This window comes from Pseudoalteromonas sp. CO348, from assembly GCF_004208845.1.
Lineage (GTDB): Bacteria > Pseudomonadota > Gammaproteobacteria > Enterobacterales > Alteromonadaceae > Pseudoalteromonas > Pseudoalteromonas maricaloris.
The window spans coordinates 87,426-105,311 of sequence record NZ_SGPI01000014.1 but is presented as its reverse complement, the minus strand read 5'-3'; the positions used below and the strand labels follow the sequence as shown (position 1 = coordinate 105,311).

Sequence of the window (17,886 nt, the reverse complement as noted above, 5' to 3'; positions counted from 1 at the left end):
ATTCTTCTTGGCATTTGTAACCTCTTTAGTTGTATTGAATAATACCTCTAAACAGGTCTCCAATCTAAGTCTACCGTTACACAATGCAAGAAATAGCTGATATCCTCTTTCAGTTTATCTCTCTCGACTCGATATTTTTCTTTGAGGGCAATTTCATGATTGAGCTTACCTCTGAGTCTATAGATATCTTTACTGGAAGGAAGACATTCAGCTCGTTTCAATTCACAAATTTTCTCTTTAAAAGTTTCGTATAAGGGATGTGAATAGTTTAAGGTACCGTTTGATAGCTCAGCTCTTTTTTCTAAAGCACTAACGTTGACCCTTTTTCCCTCTTCAATTAGCTCTTTCAGAGCCTGACGAGCAAGCTTCAAGTTTTCCTCAATCATAGTCGACTTCTTCCCCAAAGAACTCTAATGCCTGCCTATATACCTCTAACTCCAGCCTTAAGAATTCAATACTTGCATCTGGTAATTTTTTCAATTTTGCTTGTTCCAGTAATTCTTTGTACCTCTTAAATCTACTTTCCAGATTGTAATTGATTGTCGATCTGCCACCAAGTTTTCGCAGTTAACATTACATTTAGATGACTGGATCACACCATTGAACTCGCATTTAGTACCGTTCATACAATACATGCCATTTCCAAGCGACATAATTCTCGAACTCCCTCTTTTAGCCATAGATAAAGCCTGTAGTGGTAAAGTTTTTTATTAGGAGCCAAATTCTTTTGCTTCATCAATGCTTGTCCACCACCTCCAAATAGTTGTTCACTTTCTTGGAAAGCTATAGCAAGAGAAGCAGACCTCTCCAAACCTGCTTTATCAAGCTCAGATATAAAAGCCCTTGCAAGGTTTCCTAACGACTTACTATTTGCTGGAGTACCACTGCAATACCAGTCAGTGACTGTTTTATACATGTGTTTAAATTGTACTACCAAATATCTCGTAGAAACGAGTTCTAGTCGATTTAAATGCACAGCAATACTTCTTCTATATTGATGGGAACGAATTGACCATTTACCTCCAACATAAATCACTTTTTCAACTATTACTCTATTAGAAATATTAGGATTTAAAACCCAAAATTCATGCACATCCTTTTCATCTAGAGTGATGTCATTTACATCACTCCAATTAAGATATGAATCTACTTTCCGCTGGGTCTTCATGTGCTTAACTACCTTTGAAGACCTATATTTCCTTGGGTCAGATTTTAAGTAAATTTCATCTAGTTCCCTGCCAGAGACACCAAAAAACTTCTCTGCAATTGGTCTAATCTTTATGAAAATCTTTTTTATATAAGGACCTGCTGCCCAGATTTCGATAGAACCACCCTCTGGGGCATTTTTAAACAGCCTTGTTTTTGCACCTACCCAAGAATTTTCTTCAATCAATGAGCCAAACTTCAGACAATTTGATTCTGATACTCTCATACCAGTCATAGCCTGAATTGCTTCACAACCAATTCGCACTAAGTTATTGTAAAATCAATCAACCACTTCTACTTTGAGATAATATCTGGATAGGCATTGCACCCTGCATCAGTACGATTAAAAAACTGTTTTAGCTCTTCAGCTGTTCTTCGAATTACCATACTGCTCTTAGCACAATGTTTATCATCATAAATTTTAGCCAGACTCTCTTGGTAGTATTTATCCAAGTACATAGCCCAATTTCGACTAGTTTTTTTACTCCTTTCTTCTTAACGTACTTATCAAAATCAAAAATAATTTCACAAATCTTAGACCAATTACTTTCCTCAACATTAAAATGATCAAAAAAATTCATATATGAACTCCAATAATCATTTAAAATACGCATAGGCATACAATATGTCTGATTGCTTTTTCTTGTTGGCCCCCATGAAGTTTCTAGTGACATCCAAAGCAATCTCTACACTTACACCAACTTCATTGATGGCAATATTAAGCAATGAAGTGGCAAAGGTTGCTCTTAGATCATGAGGCTTATGGTTGAAGTTAGCCCTGAAGCAATCAAGGTACTTCTTTTTTAATCGATACCAAGAAGAGTAAAATGCACACTTAGTGTAAGGTCTTCCGAGATTTGACTGGAAAAGTCGACCTCGAAAAGGTTTTTTTTCCTATCTCAAAGTTCAGTATTTCATTTGCAAGGCGTGTCGTACGGAATAGATATCTTTCTTTTGAAAACTTCGTTTTCGTGCCGTTTGCTGGCCCTATTCTCAATCCACGTACAAGATATTTGCCTTCACATTAGGCTAAAGAGCTCTCAGTAATAAGTACACAGGGAAAGGATAAAGCCTCGCCCAGTCTTAACCCTGAGAAAAGCATCAACTTTATTGCAAGCCTGAAAGGTAGCGATTCAAGCTCAATCAACTGAATAAAATGAGAAAATTCAGACTTTGTTAGCGGATTTAATGGATTACTTCTGGGGGTTGGAATCGTTAAATCACTAGCAGTAATTTTACGAAAACCATCAATAACACTTAACCGGCGTTTAAAAAAAAGCTCTTGCTTAATAAGCTTCTCTTCATCAAGCATTTGGTAGAAACTTTTGATAACTAATATGTATGAGTTTGCAGTAGTTGAACTCAGTGTTTTCTGTTCAATAACTCTATCGAGTAAGAACTGCCTGAAACCATATGTAGGGCTAACAATCTTGTATTTTCCTTCATCCAGTGCTTGAACATTGTTGTCTGAAAACCACGTCATCCACGTGTAAAGCGCCTTTGCTGTCGTAGATAAATCTCTACAACCCCTACAAGCTTTTAATACAATGAAATTATTAACTAAAAAGATGAGTCTTTCATCAAAACCATGAAAAAGAGGGACTTTCACTATTCTGAAGTTACTTGAGAAAGACAAAGGTTCATCGAAGCTTTGACTTCTATTTATTTTTCCAACTCTGACGGTAACATCATTAACAAAACTGAGTGGCATGAGGCTATAAACTTCTAAGGATAGCGCCACAACCAAGCCTACAATCCATTCTGTTTCTCGCAATTTTGACAATAAGTGGTGCATTTTATCGAAAAATCGACTACACGTAAAAGCACCAATCGCTTTTAAGAATGTAACGATAAATTTAGGTACGCAAAGCTTTGTTACATATTCAGTCTGGATTTAAACACCTCGACATAACTATTCGCGTATTCTTAAGCTTATCGATGATCTAGAGCCGTTAATCTGGGTCATTAAAAATCATTCAACAGGAAGGATTTTAACGTGGCTAGTAAAAAACAAATAATTCTACCAATTGCCGTTCTTACGGTGGGAATTGCAGCGGCCGTTGCCATGTCTGCAATGAAACAACCTCCAGAAGAGAAGAAAGAAGAAATAGTACATCCTCTCGTACAGGTTCAACCTATTCATATTGACCAAGTTAAGCTTAACGTATCGTCATACGGTATCGTGATGCCAAAATACAGTACTGAGCTTGTTGCTCAGGTCAGTGGTCAAGTCATTTCATTGTCTGACAAGTTTGTCAAAGGTGGCTTTGTCAAAGAAGGCGACGTGCTTGCTCGCATCGACCCGAATGACTATGAAGCGTCGCTGATTGAAGCTGAAGCGGCTTTAGCACAAGCCAGCTCAGCGCTAGAAATAGAACAAGCTCAGGTGCAAGTAGCAAAAGCAGAATGGCAAAGGATTAAAGCAAACGCTAACGAAAAAATACCTTCCGATCTCTATTTAAGAAAACCTCAGCTCGCTGAAAAGTTAGCAAGCTTTAAAGCGGCGCAGGCTGCAGTGAAAAGAGCGAACCGAAATTTAGAGCGTACTTATATCAAAGCGCCTTACGATGCGATTATAGAGTCTCGTACCGTAAGCCTTGGTAGTGTAGTTAATCCCGGTAATGGCTTTGGTAAACTCAATGCGACATCTGTTGCAGAAGTACGCCTCCCTGTTGCCGATAATGAATTGAAATACTTACCGCAACAAGGCGTTGGCACCGATGTCGTGATCACAGCAGAAGTCGCTGGTCAACCGATGAGTTGGAAAGGCGAGATTGTCCGCAGTGAAGGCGTTATCGATAACAAAAGTCGCATGACCTACCTTGTTGCTCAAGTCGAACAGCCTTATCACAACAACGTAAAACCACTACGTTTTGGCGCTTATATCAATGCTGATATTCAAGGTTTGTTAGTGCAAAATGCCACTATGCTTCCTCATCACTTAGTGAAAGAAGGTCGCGTTGCAACATTGGATGACGATAACAAGCTGAGTTACAAAAAGGTCAATATTATTAGAGAGTACAATGGCATGGTCGTCGTTGATAACGGTGTTGAGTCAGGCCAACAGCTCATTACTTCAGCGCTAGACTATCCTTCTGAAGGGATGCAACTACGTACAGACGATACTCCTTCGCAAAGCGCAAACACCCAATTGGCGCTCAAAGAGGAGTAAGGTTTATGCAGAGTCAAAGCACAGAAAAAGGCTTAATTGCTTGGTTTGCACGTAACCCAGTCGCAGCAAACTTATTGATGATATTTATTATTGTGGGCGGCTTGCTTACCGCGTTTTCGATCCGCAAGCAAATGTTTCCACAATACGACAGTAACTGGATAAGTGTTCAAGCTGTGTATCCGGGCGCGGCACCTCAAGAGGTCGAGGAAGGGATCACGATTAAGATCGAGGAATCCATGGAAGGTCTCGAAGGGATCAAACGCTTGATCACCTACTCTAATCGCGGTTACTCGCAAACTTGGATAGAAGTAGACGAGCAGTACAACACCAAAGAGGTACTCGACGAAGTCAAGATGCAAGTAGACTCCGTCTCAACTTTCCCATCAGGAATGGAACGCCCTATTGTACGTCACGACAAGGCAACCCAAGAAGTGATGTGGTTGTCGCTCAATGGCGACTTGAGTCCCCATGATCTTAAAGAGCTTGGTAATCGCATTCATGAAGAAATGCTGTCGTTACCTGGCGTTAACCTTGTACGCTTTGATGGTGGCCTGAACTATGAAATCTCTATTGAGATAAGCCCTGATAAAATGCGCGAATACGGCCTAAGTTTTAGAGCAATTTCGGATGCAGTAAAGAGCTTCTCAGCGAACATGTCTGCTGGCCAAATTCGCTCCGAAAATGGCTATATTTCAATGCGAGTTGAAAACCAAGCCTATCGCGGTGACGAGTTTAGAAAGCTCCCCTTACTAACTCTACCAGACGGCGCACAGGTTAGCTTAGGCGATGTCGCCACCATTAACGATGGCTTTGAAGAAGGACTGCAATACTCTAAATACAATGGTAAGAACTCACTGGTGTATGAAGTTAGCGCGTCAAAAGACCAAGACATCACCAAAGTTGCAGATATCATTAAGAACTATCTTGAGGCCAAGAAAGGCTCACTGCCACAAGGCGTAGAACTTGAACCTTTTATTGACTTGACCTATTACCTCAATGGCCGCCTTAACATGATGCTGGAAAATATGGCGTTAGGTGGGGTATTAGTTATGCTAATGCTTGCTCTATTTTTACGTGTGCGTTTAGCATTTTGGGTAATGATGGGGTTGCCAGTTAGCTTCTTAGGTGCATTTTTAATGATGCCAATGGGCTATTTAGACGTAACGATTAACTTAGCCTCACTGTTTGCCTTTATTTTGGTGTTGGGGATTGTCGTTGATGACGCGATAGTCGTCGGTGAATCCGCCCATGCTGAAATAGAAAAACATGGTCATAGCCTAGATAATGTCGTTCGTGGCGTAAAACGTGTTGCTATCCCAGCCACTTTTGGTGTGCTTACTACTGTTGCTGCTTTCTTGCCGCAAACATTAGCAACTGGCCCAACGGCAGCATTTTCTAAAGCAATTGGTGGCGTAATAATTCTTTGCTTACTATTCTCTTTGGTTGAATCTAAGCTGGTTTTACCTGCGCATTTAGCAGCAATGAAAGACAAACCAAGCAACCCTAAAAATCCGTTCCACCGCCTCAGGGAAAAAATGGATAGCGGCCTTCAATCTTTCATTGAAAACACGTACCGCCCATTCATTGTACGCTGTATTCACTACCGTTATACCGTTATCGTTGGCTTTTTAACCATTTTAATTGTCAGCGCGGGGATGTTTGCTGGTGGCTTAGTGAAGTTTGTTGCTAACCCAAAAATCCCACATGATTTTCCACGTATCTCGATTGATATGAACTTATCTTCGTCAGAAAACGCGACGCTTGAGTCAATTCAAAAAATTGAGCAAATGGTACTGAATGTCGACAAAGAAATTGAGGCTGAGTATGGCAAGAAAATGATCCGTGATTACATGGTGAATATGAATGGCCGCACAAGCGCAAATATTATGGTGATCTTGGTTGAACCAGATGCACGCCCAATCGATACCTTTGCACTCAGCGCCCGCTGGCGTGATGCAATGCCTGCACTGCCTGGTGTTAAATCGCTAAACATTCAAGATAGCATCATGAATGGTGGTCGTGATGACGGAGATATTAGCTTTAGATTAGAAGGTAAACACAAAGAAGAGCTTCGCGAAGTCGCACAGAAACTAAAAGACAAGCTAGCAACTATTGAAGGTGTTGGTGATATCAATGACTCTATGCAATCAGCAACCGATGAAGTGCAGCTTGAGCTTAAACCATTAGCGTATAGCCTTGGACTGACATTGGCGGATGTTGCATCTCAAGTAAACTTCAGTTACTACGGCCTTGAAGCACAGCGTATTTTACGTGATGGTGAGGAGATCAAAGTAATGATCCGTTACCCTAAAGAACATCGTGATGCCATTAGTGACATTCAGGACGTGCGTATTTTAACGCCTCAAGGTGCAGAAGTGCCGTTGGTAGAAGTGGCTGATGTAAAATTGGTTGATGGTGTGAACCGAATTCGCCGCGAAAACGCCAAACGCACGATTAATGTTTGGGCATCAGTTGATACAGAAATCGCACAACCATTTGAGATAGCAAAACAGGTTCGTGACGAATATCTTCCTAGTCTATTAAAGAACTACCCTGGCGTTCAGAGTGCAGTGGCGGGTCGCGTACAAGAAGAAATGGACAGTGTTGCTGAGCAAATTCGTGACTTTGCCCTGTCATTAATGATTATCTTCGCACTACTGGCAATTCCACTACGTTCTTATTCTCAGCCTGTCATCATCATGTCTGTGATCCCATTTGGTGTGGTCGGCGCGGTATTCGGTCATATGATATTGGGAATGACAATGAGTAGTTTGTCGTTCTTTGGAATTATTGCCGTGGCAGGGGTTGTGGTAAACGACTCTTTGGTTATGGTGGATTTTGTCAATAAAGCACGCGAAGAAGGTATCGATTTAAAAGCCGCGGCCGTCGAGGCCGGATGTAAACGCTTTAGAGCAATCTTGCTCACTTCGTTGACCACCTTTATCGGACTTGTACCAATCATTATGGAAACCAGCCTGCAAGCTAAAATTGTCATTCCAATGGCAGTATCGCTTGCGTTTGGTGTGTTGTTTGCCACGGTGATCACCCTCGTACTTATCCCTTGTCAATATGTGGCACTTGAAGATGTTAAACGCGTTGGCCGCAAATGGTTTAAAGGTAAAGGCTCGGCTGATAGCCAACAAACGACACCGGAGCTAAATTCTAATACTCACTAAGTAACACATTACTAGCCCACAAAAAAGCTCGGAAACTTCCGAGCTTTTTTATTTTTTAATACAGATGTTACTGACTGTAATGCGCAAAAAAGCGCTTTACTCTATCCATTGCAGGCTGTAAATCATCTTTATGTGGTAAAAACACTAATCTAAAATGATCCGCACTAGGCCAATTAAAAGCACGTCCGTGGACAAGTAGAATTTTTTCTTCTTTGAGCAAATCCAGCACCATGCGCTCATCATTCTTAATATTAAACCGCTTTACGTCGACTTTTGGAAACGCATAAAGCGCGCCCTTTGGCTTTACACAGCTTATCCCTTCGATATCGTTTAAACCTTTAAACGCAATATCACGCTGCTCATACAAACGCCCACCCGGTTCAATGAGTTGGTCGATGGATTGTATGCCTCCAAGCGCTTGTTGAATGGCAAACTGTGCAGGAACATTGGCGCATAATCGCATAGACGCAAGCATTTCTAAGCCTGTGATCAAATCCCGCATCACTGAATGCTTACCACTGATCACCATCCAGCCCATGCGGATCCCGGCCGCACGATAGGTTTTCGCTAAACCATTAAAAGTAATAACCGGGATATCATCGCAAAGACTCGCAATTGAAAAATGCTCCGCATCGTCATATAAAATCTTTTCGTAGATCTCATCACTCAGTATTAATAGCTTGTGTTCTCTGGCAACGTTAATTAATGCTTCGAGCAATGCTTTGTCATATACAGCACCGGTCGGATTATTTGGGTTGATCAGCACCAATGCCTTTGTGCGACTCGTGATTTTACGCTTGATATCTTCGATATCTGGAAACCAGTCTTGCTCTTCATCACAAAGGTAATGCACTGGATTACCGCCTGATAATTTAACAGCGGCAGTCCATAGCGGATAATCCGGTGCGGGGATCAACACTTCGTCACCATCATTGAGTAAGGCTTGTGCGGTCATTTGGATCAATTCACTGACGCCATTGCCAATGAAGATGTTATCGACACTAATATTAGGAAAACTTTTTTGCTGATAATATTGATACACGGCAACTCGGGCAGAATACAATCCTTTTGAGTCGCAATAGCCCTGTGCAGAATATAAGTTTTTTATGATGTCTCGGTGCATATCTTCTGGCATATCAAAGCCAAATGCCGCCGGATTGCCAATATTTAATTTGAGGACTTTCATGCCCTCGTCTTCCATTTTTCTTGCTTGATCCAATACTGGACCACGAATATCGTAACTCACCCCGTTGAGCTTATTACTTTTTGTTATTTGTAGCATCTATAACCCCCTCATTTTGCTCAAGCATATATCACAATGCCGTCTAAATTCTATGCTTGTGATAACTTTTTATGCTTCAAAAAAGCAACTTACAAAGTGAAGTGGTTGGAGTGGGATGAATAAGAGCAATATCAATAAAAAAGGCCGTATAAACGACCTCATTTCCGCTCTTTGGCTGATGCTGGATTTAAGATTGAGCACTCACCCACTGCTGCAATTTCGCTTTTGAACCTGCAACTTGTGCTGCCAGCTTCTCAATAGAGTCATCAACAATATCCTGCTCCCCTTGCATGAGGGCATGCTCAATCGTCTTTGCCAAATCGCTCAAACTAGCAGCCCCAAACTGGGCAGCATTAGATTTTAAACTGTGAGCATGACGAATGGCAGCTTCTTGATCCTGATTCAAATTCAGCATCAACTCCGATTCTAACCGCTCGAATTCAGAACAACAAAAATGAACCGTATCTTCGAATTGCTCGCCCAGTAACATTTGCATGTTCTCTAGGGCACCTTCATCTATTACGATGCTCATAATTTTCCTTAAATTTAATATTCTATTACTTATGCTAGCCAAATCTGGTTTCTTGTGCAAAGTAAATGCGGGCAAGATATGATAAAATATGACTTATATTAAGAAACACCTCATCAAACATGAAACGTAATACCTGTCCAGTCTGCCAGTTTCCCACAAAAACTTGCGTATGCTCCTATATTGGTAACGTGATACCAAATGCGACTCAAGTTATTATCATGCAGCATCCGAGCGAAGTAAAAGTCGCCAAAAATACCGCAAAGCTCCTCGCCTTGCAGTTAGGCAGTTTTGCGCTGTATGTTGGAGAAAATACCACTGACTTTGAAGAGTTGATTAACTTCTGCAACGAAAACCATGTAGCACTGCTCTACCCAAACAGCCACGCTAAGACCTTAACTACAGAGTATAATCACGCTCAAAAGCTTGATGCCATCATCTTATTGGACGGTACTTGGAAGAAAGCCACTAAGCTTTATAACCTCAATCCGTGGCTAAGCCAGTTGCCCAGTTTCCAGTTCGATTCGGTCAATGCAAGTGAATATACTATTCGTAAATCTAGACATGAATACAGTTTATCAACACTTGAAGCGGCAGCTCAATTTCTCGAGATTGTAGATCAATGCGAAACTTCGGTTCTCTACAAACTTCAAGCTGGTATGGTGAAAGAGCAGATGAAGCGAATGCCTGATGATGTTAAGGCTCGGTATTAAAGGAAGAGAATGCCAAGGTCGAGACTACAGCGCGGATACACTCGCCGAGGACCCGATTATCGATTCGGCGATCAAGTTGATTTCAGTGAAATCAAACAGACCTTTGGCTTTAAAACCATGACCATTGGTCATTGGGTTACGCCTGAAGAAACCCGTTTATCCGCCAATTTAATTTATGATGCCCTCGCAGATCTAGCCCAAATACTACAAGTACCGCCACAGGTCATTGGCCTTCGGGGAACACTTAATTTTGATTTTGGCACAGGCGGTCAACAAGGTGTTCAAGCGCATTACGCAGCAAATACTAGAACACTCGCCTTGGCAAAAAATGCCGGTGGTGGCGCACTTGCCCACGAGTGGTGGCATGCATTTGATCACTATATTTGCCAGCATTTAATAACTCAGCCAAAAAAGCCTTTTGCATCATCAGCTTGGTTACTTTCTACTGAAACCGTAATACACCCTCTGAACAATGCTTTAGCAACGTTTTTTGCGCATACCTTTCTAGATGAAGAACATCAACAACCAAATCGGTATTTTCATACCGCCAAGATTGCTGATAGCGCAAACAAACAGATTTATTACGCACTGCCCGAGGAGCTAACAGCTCGGATGTTCGAGGCCATTATTGCCTACCACAGCGATATATCAAATTCATTTTTGGCCGCGGGAATTAAAGGTTCAGAACAAGAAAAACTGGGGGTTTACCCAAAGCATGAACATAGAAAACGATGCGCTGAGCCCATTTTTCACTACTTCAGCGAACTAGGAAAGATTTTATATCGCCGGCATAGGTGACTTTACCTAGCCAACTCTTAAACTCCGTGAACGGCAACGGACGTGAAATAAAATAGCCCTGTGCAAAGTCGCAGCCATAGGCCTGCAAACGAATGTAGCTATTGATATCCTCAACCCCTTCAGCCACCACCCTTGAGCCTAAACTGTGCGCCATATCACACGTCGCTTTACATATTGTTTGGTTGCTCTTAGATGTCTCAATATCCATCACAAAACTTTTATCAATTTTAAGTTCATCAAATCCAAGTTTACTCAAATATGCAAGTGACGAATATCCAGTACCAAAATCATCAATCGCCACTTTTACGCCGATTGAACGATAATCATCTAACACCCCTTTAAGTTCAGCTTCTTTTCCTATTGTTACAGATTCCGTGATCTCTATCATTATTTGAGAAGGTGCGAGTGATAATTCATTGATAAGCGTAATGAGCTGTACCGACAACTCTCTTCTACTCAAGTCACGACCAGATACGTTGATTGAAATAACGTGCTCAGGCAATAACTTGGTTATCTCGGCTTGATAATGAAGCGCATGCTCAATCACCCATTCTGTGATCTCGTAAATTTGCCCTGAAGACTCAGCAATCGGAATAAATTCGTCAGGTGGTATGTAACCAAGCTCAGGGTGAAGCCAGCGCAGTAGCACTTCCGAGCCAAATACCCTGCCAGTCCTGAGGTCTACCTGCGGCTGAAAGAATAAACTGAACTGTTCATGTTCTATCGCACTTTTAAGAAACGAGGTGAGCTTCAATTGTCGCTCAGTCGAAATAGAGCTTTCAACATCAAATAGATGCCAACGTTGACCATTGTGTGACTTAGTATTAAGAGCCTGCAGCGCACGCTGGATAAGCTTCTCTGTGGATTTTGCATGCATTGGATAATTCGCAACCCCAACCTCTAGACTATCGACAATCTGCGTGTCTTTATACCCAACCCCTTCTTCGAATACAGCTGATAAAATACATACATATTGCTCAACTTGACTGACCTCTATTTTACCATCAAGCACGATGGCAAACACTTGGTCTTCTAGGCGGTAAATAGGTGTGTTTCCTTTATTTGCAACGGCAGCGCTACCATAAGTATTGATTTGCTCAGAGACCTCTTTGAATAACTTATTGATGTGCTGATTTGCAAAGGTTAAGCCAAAACTCAGTCTTATTGATGGCAGGATCAGTGGTTTAAAAAGCAACAATGTATGCGCTTTATTTTGCTCCTCAAGCTTAGCGAGCGAACCAAACAGGGCGAATTTATTGGGCAGTGCTGTCTCTTTATCAAACTCAGCATAATGAATATACATACGCCGCTTTTCCGCATCATGCCAAACCACAAACAGTAGTAAGAGCATTAAATGTAGGCTGATCAACACATGGTTTACGATTGATATTTGCTCACTTGGTTGTATTAATTGACTCCCAGCAAAGCCAATTAGTACCGCCACCATAGGAGACCAAATTGCGCAGCAGAAATAGACTTCTTTACGACTGTCTTTATCTTGATTTACCAAAATCATCGTGCTTAATACAATTGCACCAATAACCATTATGGACTGAAGTGCAAACGGTAAATCCACTTTCGCAAACGCCACAACGACACCGCTTAGTAAGTAGATATATGCGGTCGTCTTGATGGTTAGCTTTATCTTTCTATCAAGCCTATTTTTAGTAAGGAAATGATGAAAAAACAAAAGGCTAAAGCCAAGTGCAAAACACACAAAGCTGCCACTGTAATGTAAAAAATGAATGCTATTTTGGTAGCTGAAAAAGATATCAGCGAGTCCTTTATGGGTGACGTAAAGGCAGGCTAATGACAGCAAATAGCCACCAACCGAAAGCAGGCTTGCGCGTTTCGAAATAATACCGGTACTGAGCATGAAAATACTCAATAAAAACATTACCCCCAGAAACAACCCAGTTAAAAATAGATGAGCATTGGTATCTTCTATATAAACTTCATAAGGTTCAATACTCACTCTGGACAAGGAAACATAGGGTGATTGAACTTTAACAATGATCGGCTCAATATGGCTATTTGCATCAATTACCAAATGGGGTGAAAAATGGGATAACGATGTATGATTGTTACTTTCGGGGATTTGAGTTAATTTTCCAATAGGGTCTGTGGTAAAAAACTCCACACTACCCATGGATGGACGTGCGACTGTTAGCACTTGGTCTGACAGATCATCGCGAACGAGGCTTGTGATTCGAAGCCAAACCGCAACGCCCTTTGGAATAATTACCGTTTCTTGCGATACACTAAACTGGGCCTCGGAAAAGTCACCATAGCCTACTGAAATTAAAGGTCTTGCTTCTACAGTTTCTGCTGCCAGCTGCGTTTCAGCAGTAGCACACATCGCAAAGATGCAACACACAATTATCGTAAACACCAGCGTGGCATACCTAGCAGCGCTAAGCCACATACCCATTCTCCTTGAGTCACTTTGACGGTGATTTATCAGCCTATTCGTTATGCAAAGAACCAAGCGTTAACGTTCAAGAAAAACACCAACTCGAAAATATTGGCCTTAAGCTTCTCTTTGCAAATCAGGAAGCAACGTCATTCGCGCACTAATACCAGTTGTATTAAGTAAATGATCTATTTTGAAGCAAGGAAATAGCTTTAGTAGCAAGGCAAAAATTTTGCTATTTAGTTGATCTAAATGAGAAATTTTTAACTAAGCTAATATGCTATTTCACCCTTCAAATTGATTAGAGAATTAATTCAATTGGTATAATACCTATTTCACTTTGTCTACTGCTGTCATTCGCATGACGCTTTCGCCGACAACATAAAAAACGCATTACAATAAGTATGGTTTGGATCGAAGCAAATGCAAAAATATTATTGAATTTAAATCGTTATGGCTATTTGATGGGGAGTCAAAAATGTAAAGATGGCATGCCGTTTAGGTAAGTTGAGGGACTAGTCTAAACTCGGAATAACAACTGGTACTCTAGCCGCTGTTATTCCCAAGCTAAGCGTCAGATTTGTTTGTAATAGGCCAACTATTTACACACAAATCCTCTCGCCCACCTATTCAATTAACTGTCGTCACTTATACGCGAAGCAACCGCACTATTTTGATCCTTATATTTGGCGTCTTTACGCTCGTTATAAGGGAATTGCGCAGCACTTGTCATCGTTTCAAAGCTCATCGCACCTATTTTCATGTTTGGCCTAAGTGCCAAAGGCAACTTACCTGAGTTATAGAACTCTAATACGATGTTTCCAGACCAACCGGGATCGATACGATGCGCAGTAACATGAACCATTAAACCTAACCTCGCCAGCGACGAGCGGCCATCTAACCAACCAACAAGGTCGGCAGGTAGCGTTACCTTTTCATACGTCATTGCCAGCGCCAGCTCACCGGGGTGCAAGAAAAACGCTTGGCCATCTTCTAACACAATTTCGTCACTCATGATGGATTCCATCGCGGCATTGATCTGATCTTTAGGACCACTGAGATCAACGTAAGGCGCGGCATGGTCCTGAAACACTCTAAACTTGTTACCCAGTCTTAAATCCACGGTAACGCCTGAAATCATATCTGGCTTAGGTGTAGGTTCGATGATTATGCGTTGTTGTTCAATCGCTTCTCGAATATGGGTATCCGATAATCTCATTCTTAGTCTTCCGTCATCACAATCTCAACACCCGATGTTGAGTCTGATTGGTAATATAACATACTGGCAACCAGTTGGGCACAATCAACATAGTGATCTGCTATACCATGATTGTCAGTCTTACTTTCTGAATTAGGCTCACGGTCTGTGGCAATGATATCTTCGCCCTGCTCCGTTGCTGCTCTGATCTGTTCGTTAAGCGGTACTTCCGCGAGCAGAGGCACACCATAGCGACTCGCCAACGTGGTGCCACCAGAGTGACCAAAAATATGGTTGCGACTACCACATTGCTCACAATTGAAGTAACTCATATTTTCGACCAAACCTAAAATCGGGAGCTGCACTTTTTCAAACATTGCGATGCCCTTCTGTGCATCTGCTAGCGCCAAGGTCTGCGGTGTAGTGACAATCACCGCACCACTGGCTGGCACTTTTTGCGTCATGGTCAGTTGGATATCTCCGGTGCCTGGTGGCATATCAACAATCAGATAATCCAGCTCACCCCAATCCGTTTCATTTAACAATTGAGTAAGCGCTTGAGAAGCCATTGGTCCTCGCCAAACAGTGGCGTCCTCTGCTGGGACCAAAAAGCCGATAGACATGGCTTTAATGCCCGACTTTTCAATTGGTAGTAGGGTTTTATCATCTTTCGCCTGAGGTTTTTCATCCTCAAGAGCCAATAAGCTAGGTAGTGAAGGGCCATAAATATCAGCATCTAGCACACCGACTTTCGCGCCTTGAGCACGTAGCGCATACGCCAGATTAATCGCAGTGGTAGACTTACCCACCCCGCCCTTACCTGAGGCAACAAGGATAATATGTTTAATAGCTTTAAATTTTGGTCTGCCGACAACGACGACTTTCGATGTCACCTCAACGGGCTTGCCTAAGTGTTGCTGTAGATAACTAGCAACATCTTGGTCGCATTGGATGGCAAATGGAAAATTAATTTGTACTTGAATTTGCGCCTTTGATTCTTGTGTTTTGATCACCCAATTTGCATCAATTCCCACTGGTAATGCGGCACTACGATAGCCATTTAAAAGCTCAATGATTGCCTGTTTGGTGTTTTTTCCCTTGGCAAACCATTTTTCCAGTCCAAACATACAAATTAAACTCCTCTGGGTGATGAAAATAGCCACGGAATTATGTAACATTCAACTCATTAAAACCAGTCAATTCGCGGTTCATGGTCTGAACTAAGGTGAGTCACTAAGCACACTTGTCCATTCAAGTGTTAACTCGGTGAATAATCAACCAATTCAACACCATCAATTAGAAAGATCGCGCTAAATTCATGGAATCGTTATGACGAAGAGAAAAATTCTCATTACCAGTGCATTACCATACGCAAATGGCCCCACACACTTAGGCCACTTGCTGGAATATATTCAAACCGATATTTGGGCTCGCTTCCAAAAGCTACAAGGCCATGAAGCCTATTATGTATGTGCGGACGATGCGCACGGCACGCCAATCATGCTCAATGCACAGAAGCAAGGTATCACGCCTGAAGAAATGGTTAAGCAGGTGAGTATTGAGCGTCAGCGTGACTTTGCAGACTTCAATATCGAGTTTGATAACTATCACAGCACACACAGTGACGAAAACCGTGAACTAAGCGAGCTAATCTACACTCGTTTAGACGAAAAAGGCTATATCAAAAAGCGCACGATTTCACAGTTATTTGACCCAGAGAAAGGCATTTTCCTACCAGATCGTTTTGTTACTGGTACTTGCCCGACTTGTAAGTCTGAAGATCAAAATGGCGACAGCTGTGATGCCTGCGGTGCAACCTACAGCCCAACAGAGTTGATTGAGCCAAAATCGGTGATGTCTGGTGCGACACCCATCTTGAAAGATTCAGAGCATTACTTCTTTGACTTACCTGCATTCGAAGACATGCTAAAAACATGGCTACGCTCAGGTAGTCTGCAATCTGAAATGGCGAACAAGCTAGACGAATGGTTTGCAGACGGCTTGCAGCAGTGGGATATCAGCCGTGACGCCCCCTATTTTGGTTTTGAAATCCCAGGCGCGCCTGGCAAATATTTCTATGTTTGGTTGGATGCACCAATCGGTTACATGGCAAGCTTCAAAAACCTTTGCGAGAAACAAGGCCTAAACTTTGACGAGTTTTGGGGCGAAGGCTCTGACGCCGAGCTTTATCACTTTATCGGTAAAGACATCATCTACTTCCACAGCCTATTTTGGCCTGCAATGCTTGATGGCGCTAATTTCCGTAAACCAAATAACGTATTCGCTCACGGTTTTGTCACCGTGAATGGCGCTAAGATGTCTAAGTCAAAAGGCACTTTTGTAAAGGCTCGTACCTACCTTGAACACTTAGACCCTGAATATTTACGTTATTACTACGCGGCTAAACTAAACAGCGGCGTTACGGATTTAGACCTCAACTTAGAAGATTTCGCGGCACGCGTAAACTCAGACTTAGTGGGCAAAGTGGTAAACATCGCGAGTCGCTGCGCAGGCTTTATTACTAAGAAATTTGACGGCAAGCTAAGCGGCTCTATTATGGACGAAGCGCTACTAACTAGCTTTGTTGCTGCAAAGGATTCAATCGCGACACATTTTGAAAACCGCGAATACAGCCGCGCAGTGCGTGAAATCATGACCCTTGCTGACAAAGCAAACCAGTTTATTGATGCCGAAGCGCCTTGGGTGCTTGCAAAGAATGAAGAGACACTTGAGCGTGCACATCAAGTGTGCTCTATGGGTCTTAACCTATTCCGCGTACTACTGACTTATTTAAAACCTATCCTTCCAGGTATGGCGAAAAATGTAGAAGCTTTCTTAAACACTGAACTAAGTTGGGAAAGCGTTGACAACGCCCTTGTTGATCATGAAATCAATAAGTTCAAGGCACTAATGCAGCGTGTTGAACTTGATAAAGTGAATGCGATGATCGAGTCGTCTAAAGAAAGTCTTGAAAAGAAAGTGGGTGGTCAATCTGTAGCAGCAGATCCGAATAGCCCGCTTGCCAAAGAGCCAATCGCTGCGGAAATCGAATTCGATGATTTTGCCAAAGTTGATCTGCGTGTCGCAAAAATTGCCAACGCAGAGCATGTTGAAGGTGCAGATAAACTGCTTAAACTTACGCTTGATTTAGGTGGTGAAACGCGCCAAGTGTTTGCAGGCATTAAGTCGGCTTATGCACCTGAAGATCTTATCGGCAAGTTAACAGTAATGGTTGCAAACCTAAAACCTCGCAAGATGCGTTTTGGTATGTCAGAAGGCATGGTGTTAGCTGCAGGCCCAGGTGGTAAAGAAATTTACATCTTGAACCCAGACGATGGCTCACAGCCTGGCATGCGAGTGATGTAATCACCCTATTACTTGTATACAAATAAAGGCTTC

13 protein-coding genes are annotated in these 17,886 nt (G+C 42.1%); 5 read left to right on the top strand and 8 right to left on the bottom strand.

The genetic code is table 11. The annotated features are described in order from the left end of the window. Positions 1 to 47 precede the first annotated feature (47 nt). The 3 genes from EXT48_RS06360 to EXT48_RS06350 form a co-directional block, all read right to left on the bottom strand. Entirely contained in the window at positions 48 to 386 is a 339-nt protein-coding gene (locus EXT48_RS06360; RefSeq protein WP_130163921.1) for a hypothetical protein, read from the bottom strand. A gap of 236 nt (positions 387 to 622) precedes the next feature. Next, positions 623 to 1,441: a hypothetical protein gene (locus EXT48_RS06355; RefSeq protein WP_130163920.1), complete on the bottom strand. Its 819-nt coding sequence runs from the start codon at positions 1,439 to 1,441 to the stop codon at positions 623 to 625. 789 nt (positions 1,442 to 2,230) lie between these two features. Continuing rightward, positions 2,231 to 2,989, bottom strand: a complete 759-nt coding sequence (locus EXT48_RS06350) for a hypothetical protein (protein ID WP_130163919.1) — start codon at positions 2,987 to 2,989, stop codon at positions 2,231 to 2,233. 213 nt (positions 2,990 to 3,202) lie between these two features. On the opposite strand from EXT48_RS06350, the gene EXT48_RS06345 reads away from it, so the two are divergent. Next, entirely contained in the window at positions 3,203 to 4,378 is a 1,176-nt protein-coding gene (locus EXT48_RS06345) for an efflux RND transporter periplasmic adaptor subunit (RefSeq protein ID WP_130163918.1), read from the top strand. Positions 4,379 to 4,383: 5 nt separating this feature from the next. Further along, complete coding sequence (locus tag EXT48_RS06340; RefSeq protein ID WP_130163917.1) at positions 4,384 to 7,554, top strand: efflux RND transporter permease subunit; 3,171 nt, start codon at positions 4,384 to 4,386, stop codon at positions 7,552 to 7,554. A 67-nt stretch (positions 7,555 to 7,621) separates the two neighbouring features. Here the strand turns inward: EXT48_RS06340 and EXT48_RS06335 are convergent, their stop codons facing one another. Both EXT48_RS06335 and EXT48_RS06330 read right to left on the bottom strand, forming a co-directional pair. After that, entirely contained in the window at positions 7,622 to 8,836 is a 1,215-nt protein-coding gene (locus tag EXT48_RS06335) for a pyridoxal phosphate-dependent aminotransferase (RefSeq protein ID WP_069019047.1), read from the bottom strand. Between the two features lie 187 nt (positions 8,837 to 9,023). Beyond that, on the bottom strand, positions 9,024 to 9,368 hold the full coding sequence (locus tag EXT48_RS06330; RefSeq protein WP_039495682.1) for an Hpt domain-containing protein: 345 nt from the start codon (positions 9,366 to 9,368) through the stop codon (positions 9,024 to 9,026). A gap of 119 nt (positions 9,369 to 9,487) precedes the next feature. On the opposite strand from EXT48_RS06330, the gene EXT48_RS06325 reads away from it, so the two are divergent. Then, entirely contained in the window at positions 9,488 to 10,078 is a 591-nt protein-coding gene (locus tag EXT48_RS06325; protein ID WP_130163916.1) for a tRNA-uridine aminocarboxypropyltransferase, read from the top strand. Positions 10,079 to 10,087: 9 nt separating this feature from the next. Next, a complete protein-coding gene (locus tag EXT48_RS06320; protein ID WP_130163915.1) occupies positions 10,088 to 10,876 on the top strand; it encodes a CLCA_X family protein in 789 nt (262 codons plus the stop codon). On the opposite strand, the gene EXT48_RS06315 is transcribed toward EXT48_RS06320, so the two are convergent. From EXT48_RS06315 to apbC, 3 genes are all read right to left on the bottom strand, one after another. Further along, complete coding sequence (locus EXT48_RS06315; RefSeq protein ID WP_130163914.1) at positions 10,836 to 13,301, bottom strand: EAL domain-containing protein; 2,466 nt, start codon at positions 13,299 to 13,301, stop codon at positions 10,836 to 10,838. The genes EXT48_RS06320 and EXT48_RS06315 overlap by 41 nt on opposite strands. A gap of 622 nt (positions 13,302 to 13,923) precedes the next feature. Then, on the bottom strand, positions 13,924 to 14,508 hold the full coding sequence (gene dcd, locus EXT48_RS06310; RefSeq protein WP_010371648.1) for a dCTP deaminase: 585 nt from the start codon (positions 14,506 to 14,508) through the stop codon (positions 13,924 to 13,926). A 2-nt stretch (positions 14,509 to 14,510) separates the two neighbouring features. Beyond that, entirely contained in the window at positions 14,511 to 15,614 is a 1,104-nt protein-coding gene (apbC, locus tag EXT48_RS06305; RefSeq protein WP_130163913.1) for an iron-sulfur cluster carrier protein ApbC, read from the bottom strand. Between the two features lie 202 nt (positions 15,615 to 15,816). Between apbC and metG the strand changes: the two genes are divergently transcribed. Next, the gene (gene metG, locus EXT48_RS06300) at positions 15,817 to 17,853 is read left to right on the top strand and encodes a methionine--tRNA ligase (protein ID WP_130163912.1); all 2,037 of its coding nucleotides are present in this window, start codon (positions 15,817 to 15,819) and stop codon (positions 17,851 to 17,853) included. Positions 17,854 to 17,886: the final 33 nt, after the last annotated feature.